Here is a 20,512-nt window from a genome sequence, read left to right as displayed (position 1 = left end):
TGCCAGCTTTGGATAGGGAGATCATTCGTGGCTGGCTTTATAACATGGTTGTTGCGTTTGGCGGCGTTGCTTTCAGCTCTATCGCTTGCTGGAATTGCGCTTGGCATTACGGCAGTTGACTATAACGTCATCATTGTAAGCGTTATAGGAATTGGTCTGTGGCTAACGTCCGTAAAAAGATAGGCGCGGGACTTTTTTGCATTAACAACTTAGTTGTTGTGCTACAGACTTACCTTACCTATACACCAGGCAAATAAATTGTAATGTATAATATCAAAATGCGCTTATAATTGACGCATTTGATATTGAAATGGACTCAGTCGTGAAAACAAATAGACTAGATAGTATTCAATTTCTAAGAGGAATAGCTGTTCTTCTTGTGATGGCATTTCACTTTAGACAATACTTAAATGGAGTATATGCACAGGCCGATTTAGGCGATCGCCTTTTTGGTCTTGGAGAGATAGGCGTTGATATATTTTTTGTAATAAGCGGATTTATAATTGTCTACTCATCTCGCAATAGAGAGATGAACACGCCTGCTGAGTTCTCAATCAAAAGGGTATTCCGTTTATATCCTGTTTATCTTTTCGTTTTATTATTCTTGCTGCTTCTTGATGTCAGTGCTCAGCACACAATATCTCAAGTAGTAAAAAGCATCTTCCTGATCCCTAATGATTACAACTTTATTGGGCCGTGGTACGGATACAGCATAAACCTACCTGCATGGACGCTTACCTATGAAATGCTATTCTATGCAATATTTGCAGCTTCTATAGCAATTAGCCACAAATACAGGACAGTGGTATGCATTATATTGATGGTTGCTATCGTATGCGCATCTCAAATTTATTTCCGTGGACACTTGCAGTTAGATCCAATCACTAGAGATTCCGCTGATAACTCTATCATAAGAAACCTGACATTTCTTTCAAACCCAATAGTCTACGATTTCATTTATGGAATGCTGATAGCTGAGTTGTACAGCAGAGTAAGCGATAAGATCGCATGCAATAAAACGTTCTCGCTGCTGATGCTGTGCATCCTCTGCATTTCAGTATCCACAATCATTTCTGGATATAATCGTGGGGCTGGCATCGAGCGCTGGGGTCTTATCTCATTTGCACTTGTGGGCTCACTGGTAATGCTCAGCAGAGGTAGAGAGCTGCGATTTGGTAATTTCTGGCTGGTGATGGGCGAGATGTCGTATTCACTCTATCTTAATCATATGGTTGTTAAAAAGCTGGCGGGGATCTACCTGAGGGATTTCGGAATCTATAAAGGAAACGGAGGCGTGACGCTTTTTATCATCTTAATGATTTTAACATTCGTTATGTCCTGCATAACCTATCACTTCATCGAGAAGCCCTGTGTAAACCTTGGTCACAAGCTCGCAGAGAAGCTCAGAGAAAAAGCAGCATCAAATCCTAAATTAATGAAGCGCTAAAAATCCAGACAAGTAGCGGATGCCAGTTGGTCTGAGCAGGCCGCCCGGTGGGACAGAAGTGAGACACGCAAGGCTTTGCACCGGTTTGCATAGCTTTGCATGTTTTGGCGTCATGGGACGTGTGAGCGCAGGTATGACGCGGTAAGTTATTGTGTTAAAAGGTAGTTCTAGGAACTTCTAAGCCGTGGGTCGCAGGTTCGAGTCCTGCAGGGCGCGCCATTTCAATATCTTCCGCAGTCTACCACTCACGATAAATAAGAAGCATAAAAAGCATCAAACAGCTGACATCCCAAATGTGTTGAATTTACTTCAAGGCTGAGTTCTACATCTTGGTTAAAACCGCGCCGTTTCAGTTCAAGCGCAGAAGAACATTCATGAAGAGGCAAGAAATTTTGCTGCTGATAAAGTTCCCAGACAGCAACTGAACTCATGTCTGCTTTAGGTGCAAAAATAGCGGTACGTACCACATGAAAAAGCCCACTCCAGGGTGGGCTTAACCGTACAGGCGGTGACCTGCGTCATGCAATTAATCAAGTATACCGGAGGGGCAGTAATTGCCTTCCCATCCTACTATCTTAGCGCTTGAATCCAGATCTCTCACCGATACACTATCCCCGCCAAATTCTGAGCCAGTAACGACGATATCGTAATCATGATTTGGCTGAGGAATGAATCTGACGGAAGCAGCTCGTTCTGTATTTTGGTAGTAGCCCGCTTGAGTCCAGTAATGAATTACATTTATCAGTTGCCCCGGCTTGATAGTAAATTCATTTATGAAAATTCCCTTGTTGTTACTTGATTCTGGCATTCCGATTTTTTTATTTCCTGTCACAGGAAGACCGAGAATAGCCAGACCAGCAGTAACCCGGCGCTCTAAAACTTTTTTATAACAGCCACTCGGCTGTTTTTCGTAAAATTGCAGGGCTGTATTGCCATCAGATGCGGCACGAATCCTGGCTGCATCTGAACCTTTATAGTCTTCCAGCGAAGGCCTAAACCCCGCCGTACATCCACTTAACAACGTTACTATTATTCCCGTAATGACAAGTTTCCCATACATGCGCATCTCCTTACGTTTCTGTCGCTCCTGTTTTTATCGGTCTATCGGGTTTAAATCTTTAACGTGTATTAAGCCAGCCATCCGGGGATAATTTGTCTTTGGTCTACCTGCCTGACTCCTGAACAACGTCCGCTTCTGGCACAGAGCGGACGATATTGAGACTCTACCGCTCCCCGCGCTGTCTGGAAGAGGACTATCCGCCCGGTGTTACGTATGTTGTTCTTAAGCCCGGAGTGGTGAGCCCTTATCACTGGGCGACGCGGTGGGAAAGTTGTGTCGTATTTTTGACGTAACTGCACGGCACGCGATGCTTCGAAACGACGCCGGGAGCGATGTGAATCTACGTCCTTCTTTACCCGTAGCTGCTTATTTTCACTGTGGTGCATCAGGATTGAAAATCGCGCTCTGTTCAGTGGCCCGGCGCATTGAAATTTATAGCGCTGTAAGAATGACCGTTTCTATTTTCTCAGGGGTCGTAAACGGGGCAAAACGTCTGAGCGGTTTGCCGTCGCGTCCGATCAAAAACTTAGTGAAGTTCCATTTGATTCGTCCACCTAACACGCCGGGTAATTCGTCTTTCAGGTAACGAAACACCGGGTGCGTAGCGGTGCCGTTGACCTCCACTTTCTCGAACATGGGGAAGCTCACACCGTAGTTGATATGACAGGTCTGCGCGATTTCATCGGCACCGCCGGGTTCCTGATGACCGAACTGGTTGCAGGGGAAACCAAGCACAACCAGACCCCGGGCGGCGTACTGCTTATACAGCGCTTCAAGGCCCGCGTATTGTGGCGTAAAGCCGCAATGGCTGGCGGTATTAACCACCAGAATCAGCTTGCCAGCGTAGTCGGCCATAGAGATGAGCTCGCCGCGCAGGCTGGTGGCAGTCAGTTGATGAAAGGGGGTCATGACGGGCTCCTCAATGCAGAATCAATGTGATGTCGACAGTGCCACGTAGCGCATTGCAGCAGGGGCATACAGCGTATGTCTGGCGAGATAATAGCGCATCCTTCATTAGCCGGGATACGCGCGCCGGTTTTTCTGCCACCGGCGCGCGGTACCTCAACGAATGCCGTTTACGCCGTCAAGCCGCCATCAATGACCAGTTCCGCGCCGCTGACGTAAGCGCTTTCGTCCGACGCAAGAAACAGCGCTGCGGCCGCCACTTCGTCCGGGTTGCCAAGACGCCCGGCCGGGATACGCGCGTTCATCATTTGCCTGAATTCGTCGCTTACTTTATCAAACATCGGCGTCTCCGTGGGGCCGGGGCTCAGGGTGTTGACCCTGATGCCGCGCGGCGCCAGCTCCGCGTTCCACGAGCGGGCATACGAGCGAACCGCGGCTTTGGTGGCAGAATAAGTGCCATAACCGGCATTAGCCATGGAGCCTGCGATCGAGCCGAGCAGCACGATCGCGCCCCCATCGCTCATATGCCGGACCGCGCGCTGCGCCGTTAACACCATGGCGCGCACGTTGAGGCCGAAGGCGCGGTCGAGATGCTCCTCCGTGGTCTCTTCCAGGCTCGCAGGCTCGGACAAGCCAGACGAGTACACCAGAACGTCGAGGCGCCCGGCTTTTGCCTGAAGCGTGTCAAAGAGGCGGGCGATATCGTCGGTTTGAGTGAGATCGCATGGTATCGCGTCGATCCGACCGCCAATAGCGGCAACGGCGTCGGCGAGCTGCGCGTCGCGTCGGGCGGTGATAAACACATGGGCGCCTTCCTGCACAAAACGGCGCGCGATCGCAAGCCCGATACCGCTATTGCCGCCTGTTACCAGGACGGTCTTTCCTTCAAGTTTCAACATGGCTACTCCGGACAGGGGGTGGAAGCCAGATGATACATTTTGTATATTTAGGGTCAATTACGCACCTGATGTACACCAGATATAGAGAAGGTAACCACATGTCGACGGATATCGCTGCCCAACTGGCCGAAATCAACAGCACCCGCCCTGTCCTGGAGCAAGTGGCCAACAAATGGTCGGTGCTGATCCTGACCGTACTGTGCACCCAGCCCGCGCGCTTTAACGCCATTAAGCGCAGGCTGGATCCGATCACGCATAAAGCCCTGACGGAGGCGCTGCGCCGGCTTGAACGCAACGGCCTGGTCAACCGCCGCGTGATCGCCTCGTCACCCGTGGCCGTTGAGTATTCGATTACGCCGCTCGGGCGAACGCTGCAGGAGCCTTTTGTGGCGCTGGTGAGCTGGGCCAGGCAGCATGGCGCGGCCATTGAGCAGGCGCAGGTGGCTTACGACGACAGGCTCGCCGCCGATGAGGTCGTCTGAAGGAATAAAGACCGGAAAAGCGTGCTGGCGCGCATTGAAAAGGACCTCGGTCACGGATATGCAAAACTTTCCCGCAATTTTGATGGCTGAAAAATGATGAATATCACCCCTTTTTATACCCGCATTGAAGGCGTTTTTTATCGGGCAATCGATCCGGCGTACCGGCACTTTGCGTTATCGGGCTCCAGGGCGGCGGGGCGATATTCAAGAGGCGATCAACCCACCCTGTATTTGAGTGCTTCACCGCAAGGCGTTGAGGCGGCCATGCAAGCGCATCGCGATAACAGAGCCAGCCTGGAAATCATCAACGTCAGCGTCGTGGCTGAAAAGATTTTTGATCTGCGCAATACCGATGCCGTTCTGGCGGCGGGCATTGACATAAAGGACGCGATTGCGCCGTGGCAGGAGACCGTGAAAGCGGGCGGCATTCCGCCGTCATGGGAGGTGCGCGCGCGTCTGGAATCTCTGGGTATGAACGGGTTGATTGACCCTTCACGCAAAGCGCCGGGGCTCTGGCATCTGGTGCTTTTCTCGTGGAATGAGAACAGCCACACTCAGGTGCGAATTATTGAATGAGGCCTTACAGCCCCATCCACAGCGCCATTAACGCCAGCAGCGCAGGCAGCGCCTGAACATACAGTATTTTCCTGCTGGCGGTAATAGTGCCAAAGATCCCGGCGATCAGCACGCAAATCAGAAAGAAAAATTTGAACTGCAAACCACTCTCGCCCAGCCACAGCCCCCAGAATAACCCTGCCGCTAAAAACCCGTTATACAGGCCCTGATTGGCGGCCAGCACCCGGCTGTCGCGCGCGAAATCAGCGCTCAGATTAAACGCCTTGCGGCCTGTTTTCGTATTCCATAAAAACATTTCGAGCACGACGATATAGACGTGAATAACGGCGACAAGCGCAACCAGAACCGTGGCTAACATAAGCAACTCTCATCAGGAAAAACGCAATATCAACAGTATATAACGCGCAACTAACCTCTGCGGAGGCGATCAGGCCGTCGCGGATACCCGCTCGCCCGCACGCCACCAGACGATTAACGCCGCCAGCGCCACGACGCCCAGCGCTGCAAACGCCATCCGCCATGACGAATGCGCGATGATACTGCCCGCCAGCGCCGGGCTGAACGCCGCCCCCGCGCCCTGCATTAGCATAATAACGCTCTGCCCGGCGTTGACATGCCCGGAGCCGCGCAGCGCGTTGACGATATAGCCTGGCACCGCGACGCCTAAAATCCCGGCGGCGACGCCGTCGAGGATTTGCACCGGGATCACGGACAGCGGCCCGGCAAAGCTTGCCGCCAGCGCGGCGCGGACTGGCAGCACGATCAGCGCAATCATAATCAGCTGGCGGTAGCCATAGCGCTGCGCCTGCGCGGAGGTAAAGAGCGCGACCGGGATCATGACGCACTGGGAAATCACCACCGTCGCCGCGGCGTAAAGGCCCGGGCTCCACAGGCTGCTGCCGGTGGACGCCACGCGCATGCTCAGCATCGGCAGCAGCGCGGCGTTGCCGAGGTGAAACAGCAACAGCGTTAGCCCGGTGGTGATAAGCACCGGGTTACGCATCAGCACGGAGAGTTGCGGTACGGTGCGCGCCGGGTCGCCTTTTTCAATACCCCGCGCCACATCGTGATCGATATCCTGCTCGCGGATAGCCAGGACGCAGAGCGCGGTGAAAAACGCCATGCCGGTCATCAGGATAAACACCGCGCCGATGCCCCACAGCCACATCGCGCAGCCCGCCAGCACCGCCGCCACCATATTGCCGCCGTGGTTAAACGCTTCGTTGCGGCCCATCTGGCGGGTGAAGCCGCGCTGGCCGGTCAGCCCCAGCGTGATGCCTGCGACGAGCGGCCCAATCAGCGCGGCGGCAAGCCCGGATACGATTTGCGACATCATAGCGACGCTATAATGCGTGCTGCGCCAGAGCAGCAGCGTCGCGAGCGTCACCAGCACGCAGCAGACGAGCAACAGCAGGCGCTTTTTACGGGTGGCGTCGATCATAATTCCGGCAGGCACCGTCGCCAGCAGCGCGGCAATCCCGCCCGCCGTCATCACAAAGCCGATATCATCCGGCCGCCAGTGCCGCTCCGTCAGAAAGATGCCCAGAAAAGGCCCCAGCCCATCGCGCACATCCGCCAGAAAAAAGCTCATCAGGCAGAGCGCCTGTAGCGATCGCAACATGATGTTAATTCTCCCTGCCTGCCGTCGAGGATTCGTCATTGCGTTATCGTGTTGTTATCACTGAAGTATGAAGCCAATACAAAAAGTCACACAACGTTAACGTAACGAAATGAAACGGTTAAGGCGGCGCGGCACTATCAGGGCGATTGACACTGCCGCTGATAGTTTAGTATTTTCTTAATTAAGGAAAATCTAAACTGTGAAGCCATGACCGATCTGAACGCGTTACACACGCAGGCCAACAAGGCCGCTGCGCTTCTTAAGACGCTGAGCCACCCGCAGCGGTTGCTGATTTTGTGCGTGTTAATTGAAAACCCCGGCACAGAAGCCGGAGAACTGTGCAGAATGAGCGGCCTTAGCGCCCCGGCGACGTCCCAGCATCTGGCGCGGATGAAAGCGGAAGGGCTGATAGAAGGCATTCGCGAGGCGCGGTTCATCCGCTACCACATCAGGAACGAGGCGGTCGTGGCCGTCGTGCATACCCTCAAAACGCTTTATTGTCCGGGAGAATAAAATGTCATCGATATTTATCACCCCTGCGGAAGTGCACGCGCTTTCCGGGCGCAGGATCATGCTGATTGATATCCGGGGGCAGGAGGAATGGCGGCGGGAACATCTCTCCGGCGCACGTTCTTTGCCGCTGGAGACGGTTCAGCCCGGCAGCCTTGATAAAGACGCCCTGGCGCAAACCGACATGGTCATTTTTCACTGTCAGAGCGGAATGCGCACGGAGAACGCCCGGCAGCAACTGATAGCGGCGGCGCATCCGGCAGAGGTGCGGATTATGCAGGGCGGTTTGAATGCATGGAAAGCCGCAGGGTTACCGGTCATTACCGACAGCCGCCAGCCCTTACCGCTGATGCGCCAGGTACAGATCGTTGCTGGTGCGCTGGCGCTCTGCGGCACGCTCGCGGGCGCGACGGTTACGCCTGCGTTTTATATTATTCCGGCGTTCGTCGGTGCCGGGCTGATGTTCGCCGGCATCACAGGCTGGTGCGGGATGGCGAAACTGCTGGCCGTCATGCCCTGGAATAAGCCGGTGATGTAGCGCCGTAATAGCCGGGACGGAGCCATCTATTACCCTCTGTGGCGCGGGAAACGTGGGCGCAGAAGAAAAAATGAGGCTGATACGCCTCATTTTTATTTTCCCGAAGACGTGATGTTATTCCGCCAGCGGTGAAACGTTCGGATTAAAGTTATTAATGATCTGTACGTAGTGCCTGCGCTGATAATCCGTAAAATCTGCCTCCGCGTGGAGCGTAAAAATAATAATCTCCCGGCTCAGGGGATTGGTGGCAGCGTGAAAAGGTAACTGAACCAGCGTTTGCACCTGACGGATGGTTTTACCTTCCTGCAAATAGCGGTTAGCGATCTGCACCACTGGCAACCGCGACGGGCCGGTTTCATGGCGCAGCAGTTTTCCTTCGAGCTGAAAGCCGGGGAGTGTAGTGCGCAGAATCTCCATCTGCGACTCGCAAAAGGCCTCCGGCGTCTGTTCTTCATCAAGCGTGGCGCGATTAATAATCAGGTTATATTCCTGATTATCCGGATCGCGAAACATCAGAATATTGACGCTTCTGTCGAGCACCGGCGCGGTGGTCAAAAAGTGTCCCTCATAAAGTGAATAGCGCTGCACTTTATTACTCATTGTCGAATTTCCTTATTTTCATGGCGTCGACGGGCAGAGCGATCGCTTCAACCCGCCGGTTAAGCTCTCTGCCCATTTCACTGTCATTACTGGCGACAGGATCGCTGGCGCCGGAACCGTAAACCTCAAACTGTGTGGCGGAACGTCTCGTCGTTTTCACCAGCCATTCCCGCACGGCGATAGCCCGGCTGACGGAAAGCTGGCGGTTGACCTCTGGGCTGCCGGTGTTATCAGAGTGCCCGATTATCAGGAAACGCCTGCCGGGATGTTGATTTACCAGCATCAACAGGGGCTGGAGCGCTGTCGGGCTGTGCGGTCGCAGGCGGGCGCTGCCAGATGAAAAGAGCGAGACCGGGGCCTTTGAACTGAAGAAAGGGACATTCCTGTAGCGGTCAATCGTGGCCTGCGCTTCCTGTTGCAGGCGCGCGCACGGCGATAAGCCCCAGTTCGCCAGTCGCGGTGAAGCGGCGCACTGCAAAAGCTGCTGGTGTTGCGCGGCAAGGGCGTCGAGTGCCTTGTGTCGCGTGTGGATCTGCCAGGGCTCGATAGCGCCGATGCGCTCAATGAGTGACGACGTATGCCGGATCTGCTCGCGCGCCTGGTGAAACGCATTCAGCAGCGAGGCGGCGAGCAGAATAAAAACGGCGATAGCGCTCAGTAAAACGCCTGCGGCGCGCCGTTTTTTCGCCGTGAGATGCTGGAATGAAGCCGCTTGCAATGCTGGAGGGAGCGGCGGCGCCAGCAGCGCAGAGGAGAGGGGAGGAAGCACGCCGTACTGGCTTTCAAGAAAGTGCGCCCATGCGCCGTGGCGAGTAAAACCCTGGCCATCATCCGCGACCACGATGCCGCTCAGGCGCAGCACGGGATTATCCGTAAACGACAGCAGCGTCGTTTTCAGCGGGGTGGTCTGTGTCCAGCTCAGCAGACGTTTACCCATGATGCTTCGCTGGCGCATCGCGATATCGTTCGTCGCCCTCATGGCGTTGAACGCCTCTTCAAGCGTCTCAAAGGGCAGTGGCGTTTGCGTTTCCTGCCAGGGAGACAGGCTCTGCAAGCCGGTCCAGTGGACGGTATCGGTGTTACTTAGCCTGACGTAAAAAGCCACACAGCAGGGTAAAGGATGCGGCCAGCGTTGGGTGCCGATTGATCGTTGCCACTCATCCAGTTGCGCTGCGAGTAGCGCTGCATCCTCATAGCCATCCGGCAGCAACGGCAGCCATAACCGACTATCGGCGTTCGGATGCTTAAGGCGCACCGCGTTAAGGCGGGCATGTAGCGCTTGCGGCGTGGCGGCAAGTAACCAGAGCGTTGATTGCTCTGTGCGTATATCCGCCGCGCCACCTGTGCGGGTAAACCAGCGTGCGGCGAACGGACCGACAATAAAGATAATCAGGGGGCGGCTGGCCGTCGCGGGAGGCGTGTTGTCTGGCGACCGGGCCAATGCACTCTGCAGGCTGAGAAAGCCAAAGGCCGCCAGTAGCGCGACAACAGCGCAGAGATTATTAAGCGTCGCAGGGGAGGCAGGCAGCAGTGTGGCGCTAAACGCCACCAGTACTGTGACGCCCGTAAGCTGGCGAACGCGCCTGAAATTCCGTGACTGCATTTAATATGGCCCGCTTAGCGCCTGGGCGCACCACCACCACAAGCCCGAGAGCGTGGCCATTAACACGATGCCAAACGCAAAAAGCACTCCGCTACGGTCAATTTTTCTGGCGTGGGGGCGTGAAGCCGGAGGGGCGCCGATGCTGTCAGCAACGGGATTCGATATCGCAACACTGTGCTGAAGGCGCAACGCATGAAGCGCGCGATCCGCCGGGAAAAGCGGCGCCAGTAAAAACAGAAGCTGTTGGGCGTACGCGTAAAAATGAAAATCCGGCCGCCGGAGCAAGGTGTCCAGCGCCTCTGCGATAGCGAAAGGCTCATCCTCATAACCGTAATAGTGGTGAGTCAGCGCATAGCCCTCCCAGCTTAATGCGTGTCGGGCAAGAGTCGTGCGGGCTTGCGCATCCACAGCGACGCAAATCATTTTACAAAGCTTGTCGACCTCCTCTTCCGGCGCACCGGCGGCAATCAGCGAACGACAGAGCTCATCCAGCGCCGTGGTTAGCCTGAGTTTTAATCCTGAAAACGAAGGAATAATGCCATCCATCGCCATGAGAATTTCAGTCGTGACGATTTTTTCAAACAGCGCGTCGCACGTTACCATGGTTTTTCTGACACCTCGCCCCAGCCCGTATTATCGGTATACGGAGACAAGCGCACGGATGCTGGTGCTACCGCGTTCGGGCTCGTAAACTCAACCACTATTTCCAGTTGTTCTTCAACGACAGCGATTTTTTTCGTGAGCGCCTCGGGCGTCAGATCCTGTCGGTAAAGCAGGACATTCTTTTCATCATAAATACCGAGATGCCACCAGCTCACGTCAGGGCGTTGATAAGCCAGTTCCGCACGGGAGAATTTCACGACTTTGCGATAGGGATAAATAAAGGCGATATCTTCCTGCGGCGTCTCTGATATTTGCGTTGAGAAAAAGCTGACTTTATTTTCACCGAGCACCGCCGGATGAACCGAACGCTGGCGGAAATTGACGCCGATCGCCTGCTCGAAGCTTTGAAAATCACGCGCATTGCCGAGCCCATATTTTCCCATTTCGCAGGACGGATGTTCCAGACCAAGCAACGTTCGGACACGTTGTTTAGCGATATGATCGCGCTCCCACCACGCAAGCGCGACACTACCCGTCGCTTTCGCCTGATTGCTGTGATCCCCCCAGACTTTCGGGTGCTGTCGGCGTCCATAAAAATGCCAGAGCATGATCTTATCAGGGCAGTAAATATCGTAGCCGCTGGTCCAGGCGCGCGCCGCCATGGCTATTTCTTCCCCCGCGAAAAAGATAAGCGGATCGTTTGGCACCTCTTTCACAAAGCTGCCGTCCGCAAAAATAAACCCGCCTGCCAGGTAGCCGCAACGCAGGGGAAAGGACGGCGTTACCGGCCGGGAAGACAGCATAACAATGCCATGCGCCGTAAACTCCCGGAAAATCAGCTGGCTGATATAGCGTTTTTTGTCTTCATTATTTTCAGGGTCATAAGGCGGCGGGTAGGTAGACAACACAGGTTTAGGGCTACAGGGACGCAGTTGTTCGACCGTGTTGATCATCTCCTCATCCCAGTTTTCACTGAAACGGCAGTGGGAATCGATTTGGAGAAAATAGTCTTCGTCATCAAACCGGGCTTCGGCCATATGACGCGCCCAGCAGGCCCCCTGGCTGGCATAATAATGCAGGCTGATAATCTGAATGACCACGCCTGCGAAACTGAGCTTATATAAAGCGCCGCCCTCATAGCTTTCCACAAACGCTACGGTAAAGCCCTGGTTAAGAAAATGCTTAATATCGTTATCGTCCTGCCAGCATACCGTGATATGCAGTCGGGCTGGGTTAGCCGCCATCTCCAGCATATTTTTAAGCGTGGGAATAAGCTCTGGATCCCGATAGCTGGCGATACTGATAAATATCGTTGAGGTCTCATTTTTGTTCATTATGCAGGCCGTTATTTTATTTGCAGGATAACTTCGGCCTCTGCGGTGAAATCGCCGTTGGCGGGGTGAAGAACCCCTGCGGTCGGCTTAAGATGCGCTTTCCAGTGAAACGTCGCCGGGGTATTTGCCACAACATTGGCCAGCAGTTCGCTGGTGCTTCCATCTAATAACATCGTCTTTCCCTGACTGTCTTTGATTTCAATACCAAGCCGGTCGCTATTACCTGCACTATCTTTTACTTTAATATATTGTTTATCTGCCGAGGGCGTATTACTGGTAATGGCTGCGATGGCGGAATAATTACCGTAGTCAGACTGGCAGGTAATATCAAAAGAAAGATCCTTTTCTATGCCTCCCGCGGTGAGGTCGGCTGAGGTAACAAGACCGAAATCCACGACTTTATTGTTGTTGAAAGCACAGGCTGGCGTACTGATCACCATTATCTGCCCGATATTCAGTTTTTGCGCGTAGTTACTGATACTATTCATTTCTACCCAGTTATAAGCGATATCGCCGGGCGGTAAAAGAATATCGCCGTTCGGATCCTTTAGTGACACCCTCGGTTGCGTTTTATAAAGCTCAATGCGGAAATAGGAGCCTGTGGAATAAATGAACCGCCCCAACGGAGTTTGAAAGCTCATCTTATTTTCAGAGGGGAAATCACCGAAAGCGGAACCGTTGTTCCAGCGCAGTTTTATCCCAATTCCTGGTACGGACGTTGGGTAAATTTTTGTGCTGGTATCTTGCGGCCCAAGATTATAGGGACTTTTGCCAAATGGCGTGCCAGTCAGACAATTAATATACGAAATCTGGGTGCTTTGCAAAGAGGAGTCATAGCTAAATATGGGCACAGAGGTACTGGTTTGTGCATCTGCATCGATTCGTATGGTCTGTGAGGGAATGGATAATGTGGTGGGACCAACGCCATCACTCAAGTCGACCTGACAAGCCTCTGCGTTTAAAGCAGTAAAAGCAAACAGCGCAACAATGAAAAGCGATTTTTTCATCTTTTTATTCCTTTTCAGTATCCAGCCGAGAAATTAATTCTGCGGGGATAAACTTCAATAATTCATTAAAGCCCATACCGATAGTCTGTTCGGTAAAAGCGAGCAGAGGTATAACAGGGCTGCTTGGTTCAGTATTAAGAAACCAGGCCCGGATTTCTTTAATCCTGGAGAGCGCCTCTGCTCGACTGCGAATGTTTTGCTGTTCCCCGGACGTTATTGCCGGTGCCGGTTCCTCTTCGGACATTCGCAAAGAGGGCAGTGCATCATTTTCTGTAATAACCGACATTAGCGCTTCAGGTTGTAGCGATGAGAGTGGTGGCTGCCCACTTTGCGAGGAAAACAGCATAAGCAATTGGCTCAATTGTGGAAAGTCAGGCAAATCAGTGCCTGCAAAGCCTGGTAACAGGCTTTTTATCCGATCGAGGCAGGCTTTTGCTGCCTGCAAGGAATTAATCACAGGATCGTTATGCGTTTTCCATTCATGACGTAATGTGGAAAGCATAATTTCAGGTAACGCATCGCTTTCACGCGGCACGGCATGGGATTTTTCAAATATCTTCAGCGTAATTTGCGTACCGGCCGCTTTAGGCAATATCTGATTACGCAGATCGCCAATAAGACCGTGAATATCTTCCAGCTCGTTCAGGGCGTTAATCCGCATCAAAGGATCAAATTCGCCTTCGTCATAAAGCTGAGGATGAATATCGTCAGGCCACCGTTTAATTAAAGAAAACAGGGCGGTGAGTCCCTCTTCAAGCGCGAGCAGGCCAATCTGTCTCAGACGACAGCGCATAAGGATAATCATTAACCTGAGATCTTTGCTGCGCTGAAAAAGGGCGTGGCAATCCCGTTCCGCCTCCGCCCAGTTCACCGGTTCTGCAGCCTCTGTGAAATGACCATATTCCGCGTCAAGTCTGGGCTGCAAACGTGACAGCAGTAAAATAAAGTCGGGGTCATATTCCAGGTTAACGCCGCAGGAAAACGCGCCCGGCAGAGGCTGCATAAGTGGCTGATAATATTCAGGCACCTGCAGGGTATTTATATCCATAATAGTGTTTATCCTTTACGGTACGATGTATTGCCATTGAAAACCGTTGCCGCTCAGTTGTTCTGCTTAAACTCGGGCTCAAAACACATGCCGAGGAGCGGTTTAATTGACGCTTCTCTGGCAAGCCAGCTGGCATAACCAAGCTGATGTGTGCCATCCAGCGAGGTACAAGGCACCTCCTGTGCCTTGAGAAGCAACTGCACCTCCCAGGCATATTCAAAACCGATGAAATTGCGTACCCATTCTTTCAGAACGGGGAGATCCTGACCCCAGGGACTAAAACGCAGGTATTGCTCAAGAGTAAGCGGCCCGATAATGAGCTGAAATTTATGCTGACGATCCAGTACGGTTTCGCCGAGAATCGCGCTTTTACCGAGCAATATCGCGGTGTCGCCGTTGCCCAGATGCGTCTGATCGGTGCGGTCTAACAGGATCCACTGACCAACAAATTCTTTAATATGGACAGGTACCTGAAAGTAGTCCTGCAGGGCGCCAAGCAGCCCTTCGGGGTTGCGGGCCTCACGGACAAGGTGGGCGCACGAGGTCAGGCGGGCGTGTGCAGGAAGACAAGAATGGGCAATTTCCTGAAGATCCAGACCAGCAAGACTGCCGACATAAAAGGCAAATTTTTCATCATCCGTTCTGTCAAGCGTCGCGGTATCCTGCGCAATAAACCAGGCGCGATAAAAATGTGAGAGCGCCCGGTGGTGAAACAGATCGACAAAATCCGCCAGCGCATAATCGTGATTCTCCATCCGGCTATACGCCAGCTCGGTAAAATGGAGCGGCATTGCGCCTTGTGCGCCCCACACGCCCGGACCGAAAATGTTCAGATTGACTTTGCCGTCACGCCAGTTCAGTTGTGCGATTTCGCGTGGCGCGAATGCCATATGCGCGCGTTGGCCAATTCTGAAGCTTTCCTGTGAAGGCAACGCGGCGTGTCCGACAGGCGGCTGATCGGGCGTTCTTGCCGCAATAGCACGCAGCGTGCTGATGAAACCTGATTTCCACGGAGTATCACTTTGACACCAGGCATTCAGAGCCGGGGGCAGAGGCGCTTTCGCTGCGGGTACAGATGCCATTACAGGATCCCCCGTCTTCCGGGACGCGCTTTCCAGCAGCTGATGCGTCCTCGCTGCATAGAGACTAATTCCGTTTCGGTGAAAACATTAATCGCGGCGTGCCGGGCGACGTAATTTTCCATGATGAGCCCAAAGAGATACGGGCTAATACCGGAGAAGCCCCTTTCGTCAACGGTAAGCGTGCAGCGGACTCCTCTGCCATAAATAAGCAGGCCGTTGTCTGGCAGGCGGCGAATAACCGGCTCGCTTTTACACCCTACCAGTGCATCTATATGAGTGTTGGCCTCGCTGTCATATTGGCTGACAAACAAACGCAGCATCTTACGCAGCGCTTCTCCGCCTGGACTATGATCCATATCCGCCAGAGGCTGGTAATTGAAACTGAGCTGGCGAATCAGCCGCCAGGCTGATTCATCTTCGGCAAAAGGCGGTTGTGGTACGGAAGGCGTACAAACAAATCTTGCGCCTTCAACGGGGGCGGCGTCCGTCATGGTGAGTTCAAAATTTCCCGTACGGGAAAGCAGTGCGGGAAGATCGCGGTTAGTCACCAGCGCATCGACAGATAAATAGCGGATGGCATCACCATAGGGCGCTTCGTGCTGGTCGACAAGCGAGATGAAAACCTCAGTTCCCCGGTATGACGTTCGCGTTTCGTAATGGCGGGCGCTCTTTTCCTGCGTTCTGGGGCGTCTGGTGTATGAAAAATAGCGCCCGGCATTGCCGTGGTGATAATGGCGAGTCTGAAACAGCGGATTAAATACCACTTCGTTACTGGTTTCCGCCTGCTGTCCAATAACGTTATTGATGGAAAAGACTTCGTAATCCAGCGGACGGCTGCGATCGGCGACGACATGAAATTCATTTAATGCTCTGTTAATTTCCACCTTGTCCATTTGTTTAGGAAACAGGTTAATCACAGGCGTACAAAACAGCAGAAACCGTGAAGCTGTGATATGGCTGACCAGATCCTGCGGGGCGTTATCCAGCAGAATAATGATCTCCGCTTCATTACTTTCTATCTTTTTCAGTCCCTTGCTTAACTGGGTAAGCGTAAAAAAGTAAAAACGTTGTCGGCAGGCAAAGTACTCCTGGAGCAGCGTATGGCCATGAAAAATATTCCATTGAGCAGGCAATAATCTCTGCTCAGGCGTCAGGCCCTCGAAAGCTAACGGTTCTTCTGTAACAAGCGTGTCTTCGATTCCCGCATGCGACTTCCCGCGAATCATCATCGCAACATTCGCGGTATGAATAAGCTCGAAGATGCGTGAGACGACACGTTCATCTCCGTCTATATAAATGGGAAGTTGCTCAAACCCGCTAAGTTGCGAAAAGTGAAGGCCGTCATGAAGTTTGAGCCTGATACGCAGCGCGCCTTTAAGTCTCTGTAGCGGCAAATTGAATTTTGCAGACGCGGGAATATCTGGTGGTAAAGAGGTCAGTCGGGCTTCAACGATCTCCAGTGGCCAGAGCGTAACGTTATGGCCACTTCGAAATTCACAACGGGTTGCTTCGCCAGGAGCTATGGGGGTGTAGAACGCACTGCTTCGGGGCACGACATAGCCCTGCGTTAAGTCACCTTCTTTCAAATCAGGTTTCAGCTGCACCACACCCATAGAGGGAATCGGGGATGTATAATTAGGATAAATAATATCCAGCAAACGCTGCGTAAATAAAGGAAATTCCGCATCCAGTTTAATCTGCATACGAGCTGACATAAAACAGAATGCTTCAATCAAACGCTCTACATAAGGATCAGCTATTTCCAGTCCATGCATACCCAGACGTGCGGCGATCTTAGGGTGGCGTGATGCGAATTCTTGCGCCATTTCCCGCATATAGGTGAGTTCTTTATTGTAATAATCAAGAAACTTATTATCCATGTCCTGCCCTGATTAAACATAATTCGTTAAAGTACTGCTCCGGTATGCTTCACCCTTTTATTTATAGTCTTATCCGCTACGTTTGAATGTAATGGAGCTTTAACGTCATTAGCGCCTTACAGACTACGCAGAGTTATAAAAACAGAAATATTAATGGTGATGCTATCACGCTCAGTGCGATAACAGCGCAAGCTTCTCAACCATTCATTAAATATATATTTGAAGTTCCATTTATAGATTAACTAAGAATTTTTGAGTCGCTTTTTTGGATATCATTCCTGATAAAAGTATGTCACGCCAGTAAAATTCGCTCAACGCATAAGGCAAAATCAAATGGCTTGACTGGCATGTCCTTTTTTAATAAATCCAGCATAAACAAGTAGTTGTGTTTTGTTGCGGGTTGTTTTTAGGAATTTAACTTGGAATGATTTCTTAAATGGTTCCAGTAACAGGATTAGGTCTTTATCTCCGTTTGTTTTTTCTCTATTTTCTAAAAAAAGAAATGGCGCAATCTGGTAATCAGGCTGCAGTTCTTTCCGGAAACTATGTTAAGAGAAAACATCACGTGACTATCTCAAGGAAGAATCTTTTTTCAAAGCTGGGCGAAACGCTTTTCAGAAGCATTGAAAGCGCAACGACCTTTTGTAAGTTACGTGGCAATCCTTATGTTGAACTGGTTCACTGGATTAATCAGATCTGGCACCAGGAGGACAACGATTTAAAACACATCGCACGTTACTTTAATGTTGACAGCGAAGGGCTGGAGCGTGGGTTAAGTTATTCCCTTGAACGTTTGCCTGGTAGCGCGACGGCGGTTTCTGATTTCTCTTATCTTATTGAACTCGCTATTGAACGTGCCTGGATATATACCAGCCTAGAGCGTTGTGAAAATAAAATACGCAGCGGCCATCTTTTAATGGCTCTTCTTACCACTGTCGAGTTGCGCCGCGCGTTACTGGCGGTGGCTGCTCCTCTTGAGAAAGTGGTTCTTGAACAACTCAGTCATGATTTTGACTATATAACCCGTCATTCACCTGAGGTACAGGAAAGAGAATCACCCCCTTTTCTCAGCAGCCAAAGCGCCGTGCCAGGTGAAGCCAGCGGGGCTATCAAGCTCCAAAGTACCGGAAGCCTTGCGCAATATTCGACCGATGTGACTGCGCTTGCCAGGGAAGGGAAAATTGATCCTGTGCTGGGACGCGATCGCGAAATTAGCACGATTATCGATATCCTGTTACGCCGCCGTCAAAACAATCCCCTACTCACCGGCGATGCTGGCGTTGGTAAAACTGCCGTTGTTGAAGGACTGGCATGCGCTATTAGCCGCGGCGATGTTCCTCCGTCGCTCTGCGATGTGCGCTTATTAAGCTTAGATATTGTGGCTCTTTCTGCGGGCGCCAGTATGAAAGGGGAGTTTGAAGCTCGCCTTAAAGCTGTGCTGGAAGAGGCTGCATCATCCGAACAGCCCGTTATTTTATTTGTTGATGAAATACATAATCTGATTGGGGCCGGTAATAGTGCAGGTACTGGCGATGCGGCAAACCTGCTGAAGCCAGCGTTAGCCCGGGGTCAATTACGGACTATCGGAGCAACGACCTGGAGCGAATTTAAACGCCATATCGAAAAGGATCCGGCACTCACGCGTCGGTTCCAGGTTTTGCAGGTGGAAGAGCCGGATGAAAACAGCGCTACAGATATGTTGCGTGGGATGGTACCGGTGCTCGAATTGCATCATAACGTCTGGATTTTGGATGAAGCATTGCGCGCCGCCGTTAAACTTTCGCATCGTTTTATCCCTTCGCGTCAGCTGCCGGATAAAGCCATCAGCCTGTTAGATACAGCCTGTGCAAGGGTAGCTGTTGGGCAGCATACGCCGCCGTACGTACTGCAGGAGTTAAAATATCAAATTGAATCTGCAAACAGGCAGCTTTCGCTAGCTACCAAAGCCAGTACGTTCGGGAAGGAAGATCAAGCCTCTATCGATACATTAAAAAGCGTTATTAAGCTGAGGTCCAAAGAGGCTAATTCCCTTGAGTCGCGTTGGCTCCAGGAAAAGACGAGTGTCAGTGAAATTATCGCTGCCCGGGCGACGTTGCAGCATCTTTGCCAGAATGAAGAGGTCGATCGCGCAGAGCGGGAGGCATTACAGCAAGCGCTTTTAGAGATAGAGGCTCAGCTTAATGCGATTCGTCATGAGCAGGCGATGGTTCACACTGAAGTCAGTGCAGAAGTCGTTGCTGCGATTGTCAGCGAATGGACCGGTATTCCGGTAGGCCAGATGCTGCAGGATGAAATGAATATTGTCCGTGAACTTCCTGTGCGCCTTGCCGAACGCGTTACTGGCCAGACTTTTGCTCTGAAACAGATCAGCGAACGCATTTTAATGGCACGGACAGGGTTAGCCGATCCTGTACGTCCCACAGGCGTCTTTATGCTCACCGGACCATCCGGGACGGGGAAGACCGAGACCGCGTTGGCCATTGCGGAAAATATGTATGGTGGTGAGCATAATCTTATCACCATCAATATGAGTGAATATCAGGAAGCGCATACAGTTTCAGCGTTAAAAGGATCGCCGCCCGGGTATGTGGGTTACGGTGAAGGAGGGATCCTTACGGAGGCTGTTCGCCGTAAACCATACAGCGTTATTCTGCTGGATGAGATCGAAAAAGCGCATCCTGATGTTCATGAGCTTTTTTTCCAGGTATTTGATAAAGGGCGTATGGAAGATGGTGAGGGTCGATTAATCGATTTTCGCAATACCATCATATTATTAACCAGCAATGTCGGTAGTGAAAAAATTAGCCTGTTATGCCGTGATGAGAATACTGTACCTGATGAGGAAGGCTTACTAACGCTCTTGCATAATGATTTATTAAAAGTGTTTCCTGCTGCTTTTCTCGGAAGGGTGACGGTAATCCCTTATCTGCCGCTAAAAAGCGATGCGCTGATGCTTATCGTGAAGATGCAGCTTAAGCGAGTGGCGAATCGCCTGTATGAAAACCATAACGTAACGCTTCAATATAATGATGAGGCCGTAAGATATATTGTTGAACAATGTCATGTGGCCGAAACCGGTGCGCGGATATTAATTCGTTATATAGAGCAAAAGATTATACCAAAAATAGGAGGGATTCTTATGGATAGCGCTCTTAAAGCAAGGCTTTTGGGCGTGACGATTAGAACAGGAACAGAATGTCTCCTGATTGAACCTTATATCAATGATGACATTCCTGAAATAAATTAAGAAAGGCAGTAACCGGGAACCATACAAGGATGGTTCGTTTTCGAAAGGTAAATTGAACAAATGAAGGAT

Annotated in this window: 20 protein-coding genes; 6 read left to right on the top strand and 14 right to left on the bottom strand. The window is 51.7% G+C overall.

Annotation, left to right across the window (positions count from 1 at the left end; all coding sequences use genetic code 11):
* Window positions 1-322: 322 nt before the first annotated feature.
* Window positions 323-1,447 carry an acyltransferase gene (locus AB8W27_RS14845; RefSeq protein ID WP_282913947.1) on the top strand — a complete coding sequence of 375 codons (1,125 nt, stop codon included), beginning with the start codon at window positions 323-325 and terminating at the stop codon, window positions 1,445-1,447.
* A gap of 245 nt (window positions 1,448-1,692) precedes the next feature.
* Here the strand turns inward: AB8W27_RS14845 and AB8W27_RS14840 are convergent, their stop codons facing one another.
* From AB8W27_RS14840 to AB8W27_RS14825, 4 genes are all read right to left on the bottom strand, one after another.
* A complete protein-coding gene (locus AB8W27_RS14840) occupies window positions 1,693-1,914 on the bottom strand; it encodes a hypothetical protein (RefSeq protein ID WP_161577229.1) in 222 nt (73 codons plus the stop codon).
* 59 nt (window positions 1,915-1,973) lie between these two features.
* Entirely contained in the window at window positions 1,974-2,507 is a 534-nt protein-coding gene (locus AB8W27_RS14835; RefSeq protein WP_012815692.1) for a hypothetical protein, read from the bottom strand.
* A gap of 432 nt (window positions 2,508-2,939) precedes the next feature.
* Window positions 2,940-3,416: a glutathione peroxidase gene (locus tag AB8W27_RS14830; RefSeq protein ID WP_041923301.1), complete on the bottom strand. Its 477-nt coding sequence runs from the start codon at window positions 3,414-3,416 to the stop codon at window positions 2,940-2,942.
* Window positions 3,417-3,583: 167 nt separating this feature from the next.
* Window positions 3,584-4,312, bottom strand: a complete 729-nt coding sequence (locus AB8W27_RS14825; protein ID WP_041923302.1) for an SDR family NAD(P)-dependent oxidoreductase — start codon at window positions 4,310-4,312, stop codon at window positions 3,584-3,586.
* A gap of 98 nt (window positions 4,313-4,410) precedes the next feature.
* On the opposite strand from AB8W27_RS14825, the gene AB8W27_RS14820 reads away from it, so the two are divergent.
* A complete protein-coding gene (locus AB8W27_RS14820; RefSeq protein ID WP_041923303.1) occupies window positions 4,411-4,794 on the top strand; it encodes a helix-turn-helix domain-containing protein in 384 nt (127 codons plus the stop codon).
* A gap of 96 nt (window positions 4,795-4,890) precedes the next feature.
* Window positions 4,891-5,370 (top strand): RES family NAD+ phosphorylase, encoded by a 480-nt coding sequence (locus tag AB8W27_RS14815; protein WP_041924127.1) that lies wholly within the window; start codon window positions 4,891-4,893, stop codon window positions 5,368-5,370.
* Window positions 5,371-5,374: 4 nt separating this feature from the next.
* Here AB8W27_RS14815 and AB8W27_RS14810 read toward each other — a convergent pair whose 3' ends face one another.
* Window positions 5,375-5,728 (bottom strand): DUF1304 domain-containing protein, encoded by a 354-nt coding sequence (locus AB8W27_RS14810; protein ID WP_041923304.1) that lies wholly within the window; start codon window positions 5,726-5,728, stop codon window positions 5,375-5,377.
* A 69-nt stretch (window positions 5,729-5,797) separates the two neighbouring features.
* The gene (locus tag AB8W27_RS14805; RefSeq protein WP_041923305.1) at window positions 5,798-6,991 is read right to left on the bottom strand and encodes an MFS transporter; all 1,194 of its coding nucleotides are present in this window, start codon (window positions 6,989-6,991) and stop codon (window positions 5,798-5,800) included.
* 207 nt (window positions 6,992-7,198) lie between these two features.
* On the opposite strand from AB8W27_RS14805, the gene AB8W27_RS14800 reads away from it, so the two are divergent.
* Both AB8W27_RS14800 and AB8W27_RS14795 read left to right on the top strand, forming a co-directional pair.
* Window positions 7,199-7,504, top strand: a complete 306-nt coding sequence (locus AB8W27_RS14800; RefSeq protein ID WP_041923306.1) for a helix-turn-helix transcriptional regulator — start codon at window positions 7,199-7,201, stop codon at window positions 7,502-7,504.
* A 1-nt stretch (window position 7,505) separates the two neighbouring features.
* On the top strand, window positions 7,506-8,039 hold the full coding sequence (locus AB8W27_RS14795; RefSeq protein WP_041923307.1) for a rhodanese family protein: 534 nt from the start codon (window positions 7,506-7,508) through the stop codon (window positions 8,037-8,039).
* A 114-nt stretch (window positions 8,040-8,153) separates the two neighbouring features.
* Here the strand turns inward: AB8W27_RS14795 and AB8W27_RS14790 are convergent, their stop codons facing one another.
* From AB8W27_RS14790 to tssF, 8 genes are read right to left on the bottom strand one after another with little or no spacing between them, the layout of a single operon-like run.
* Window positions 8,154-8,639: a DcrB-related protein gene (locus tag AB8W27_RS14790; RefSeq protein WP_012815701.1), complete on the bottom strand. Its 486-nt coding sequence runs from the start codon at window positions 8,637-8,639 to the stop codon at window positions 8,154-8,156.
* On the bottom strand, window positions 8,632-10,242 hold the full coding sequence (locus AB8W27_RS14785) for an OmpA family protein (RefSeq protein WP_041923308.1): 1,611 nt from the start codon (window positions 10,240-10,242) through the stop codon (window positions 8,632-8,634). The genes AB8W27_RS14790 and AB8W27_RS14785 overlap by 8 nt, the downstream gene beginning before the upstream one ends.
* The gene (locus AB8W27_RS14780) at window positions 10,243-10,845 is read right to left on the bottom strand and encodes a hypothetical protein (RefSeq protein ID WP_012815703.1); all 603 of its coding nucleotides are present in this window, start codon (window positions 10,843-10,845) and stop codon (window positions 10,243-10,245) included.
* Window positions 10,839-12,179, bottom strand: a complete 1,341-nt coding sequence (locus AB8W27_RS14775; RefSeq protein ID WP_012815704.1) for a GlcNAc-transferase family protein — start codon at window positions 12,177-12,179, stop codon at window positions 10,839-10,841. The genes AB8W27_RS14780 and AB8W27_RS14775 overlap by 7 nt, the downstream gene beginning before the upstream one ends.
* An 11-nt stretch (window positions 12,180-12,190) precedes the next feature.
* Complete coding sequence (locus AB8W27_RS14770) at window positions 12,191-13,186, bottom strand: fimbrial protein (RefSeq protein WP_012815705.1); 996 nt, start codon at window positions 13,184-13,186, stop codon at window positions 12,191-12,193.
* Between the two features lie 4 nt (window positions 13,187-13,190).
* Window positions 13,191-14,234, bottom strand: coding sequence for an ImpA family type VI secretion system protein (locus AB8W27_RS14765; protein ID WP_012815706.1), 1,044 nt, complete (start codon window positions 14,232-14,234; stop codon window positions 13,191-13,193).
* Window positions 14,235-14,287: 53 nt separating this feature from the next.
* Window positions 14,288-15,316, bottom strand: coding sequence for a type VI secretion system baseplate subunit TssG (gene tssG, locus AB8W27_RS14760; RefSeq protein ID WP_049787139.1), 1,029 nt, complete (start codon window positions 15,314-15,316; stop codon window positions 14,288-14,290).
* The gene (gene tssF, locus AB8W27_RS14755) at window positions 15,316-17,196 is read right to left on the bottom strand and encodes a type VI secretion system baseplate subunit TssF (RefSeq protein WP_012815708.1); all 1,881 of its coding nucleotides are present in this window, start codon (window positions 17,194-17,196) and stop codon (window positions 15,316-15,318) included. The genes tssG and tssF overlap by 1 nt, the downstream gene beginning before the upstream one ends.
* Before the next feature lie 565 nt (window positions 17,197-17,761).
* Here tssF and tssH point away from each other — a divergent pair.
* Window positions 17,762-20,443, top strand: coding sequence for a type VI secretion system ATPase TssH (gene tssH, locus AB8W27_RS14750; protein ID WP_041924129.1), 2,682 nt, complete (start codon window positions 17,762-17,764; stop codon window positions 20,441-20,443).
* The last annotated feature ends 69 nt before the right edge of the window (window positions 20,444-20,512 follow it).

The sequence above is a fragment of the Cronobacter turicensis genome, from assembly GCF_041222865.1.
Classification (GTDB): Bacteria; Pseudomonadota; Gammaproteobacteria; order Enterobacterales; family Enterobacteriaceae; genus Cronobacter; species Cronobacter turicensis.
This window is presented reverse-complemented; position numbering and strand designations above follow the sequence as displayed.

Excerpts from the sequence above, each read along its gene's own strand:
- AB8W27_RS14835 (WP_012815692.1), bottom strand. The coding sequence starts at position 2,507 with ATGTATGGGAAACTTGTCATTACGGGAATAATAGTAACGTTGTTAAGT.
- AB8W27_RS14830 (WP_041923301.1), bottom strand. The coding sequence starts at position 3,416 with ATGACCCCCTTTCATCAACTGACTGCCACCAGCCTGCGCGGCGAGCTC.
- AB8W27_RS14825 (WP_041923302.1), bottom strand. The coding sequence starts at position 4,312 with ATGTTGAAACTTGAAGGAAAGACCGTCCTGGTAACAGGCGGCAATAGC.
- AB8W27_RS14820 (WP_041923303.1), top strand. The coding sequence starts at position 4,411 with ATGTCGACGGATATCGCTGCCCAACTGGCCGAAATCAACAGCACCCGC.
- AB8W27_RS14815 (WP_041924127.1), top strand. The coding sequence starts at position 4,891 with ATGAATATCACCCCTTTTTATACCCGCATTGAAGGCGTTTTTTATCGG.
- AB8W27_RS14810 (WP_041923304.1), bottom strand. The coding sequence starts at position 5,728 with ATGTTAGCCACGGTTCTGGTTGCGCTTGTCGCCGTTATTCACGTCTAT.
- AB8W27_RS14805 (WP_041923305.1), bottom strand. The coding sequence starts at position 6,991 with ATGTTGCGATCGCTACAGGCGCTCTGCCTGATGAGCTTTTTTCTGGCG.
- AB8W27_RS14800 (WP_041923306.1), top strand. The coding sequence starts at position 7,199 with ATGACCGATCTGAACGCGTTACACACGCAGGCCAACAAGGCCGCTGCG.
- AB8W27_RS14795 (WP_041923307.1), top strand. The coding sequence starts at position 7,506 with ATGTCATCGATATTTATCACCCCTGCGGAAGTGCACGCGCTTTCCGGG.
- AB8W27_RS14790 (WP_012815701.1), bottom strand. The coding sequence starts at position 8,639 with ATGAGTAATAAAGTGCAGCGCTATTCACTTTATGAGGGACACTTTTTG.
- AB8W27_RS14785 (WP_041923308.1), bottom strand. The coding sequence starts at position 10,242 with ATGCAGTCACGGAATTTCAGGCGCGTTCGCCAGCTTACGGGCGTCACA.
- AB8W27_RS14780 (WP_012815703.1), bottom strand. The coding sequence starts at position 10,845 with ATGGTAACGTGCGACGCGCTGTTTGAAAAAATCGTCACGACTGAAATT.
- AB8W27_RS14775 (WP_012815704.1), bottom strand. The coding sequence starts at position 12,179 with ATGAACAAAAATGAGACCTCAACGATATTTATCAGTATCGCCAGCTAT.
- AB8W27_RS14770 (WP_012815705.1), bottom strand. The coding sequence starts at position 13,186 with ATGAAAAAATCGCTTTTCATTGTTGCGCTGTTTGCTTTTACTGCTTTA.
- AB8W27_RS14765 (WP_012815706.1), bottom strand. The coding sequence starts at position 14,234 with ATGGATATAAATACCCTGCAGGTGCCTGAATATTATCAGCCACTTATG.
- tssG (WP_049787139.1), bottom strand. The coding sequence starts at position 15,316 with ATGGCATCTGTACCCGCAGCGAAAGCGCCTCTGCCCCCGGCTCTGAAT.
- tssF (WP_012815708.1), bottom strand. The coding sequence starts at position 17,196 with ATGGATAATAAGTTTCTTGATTATTACAATAAAGAACTCACCTATATG.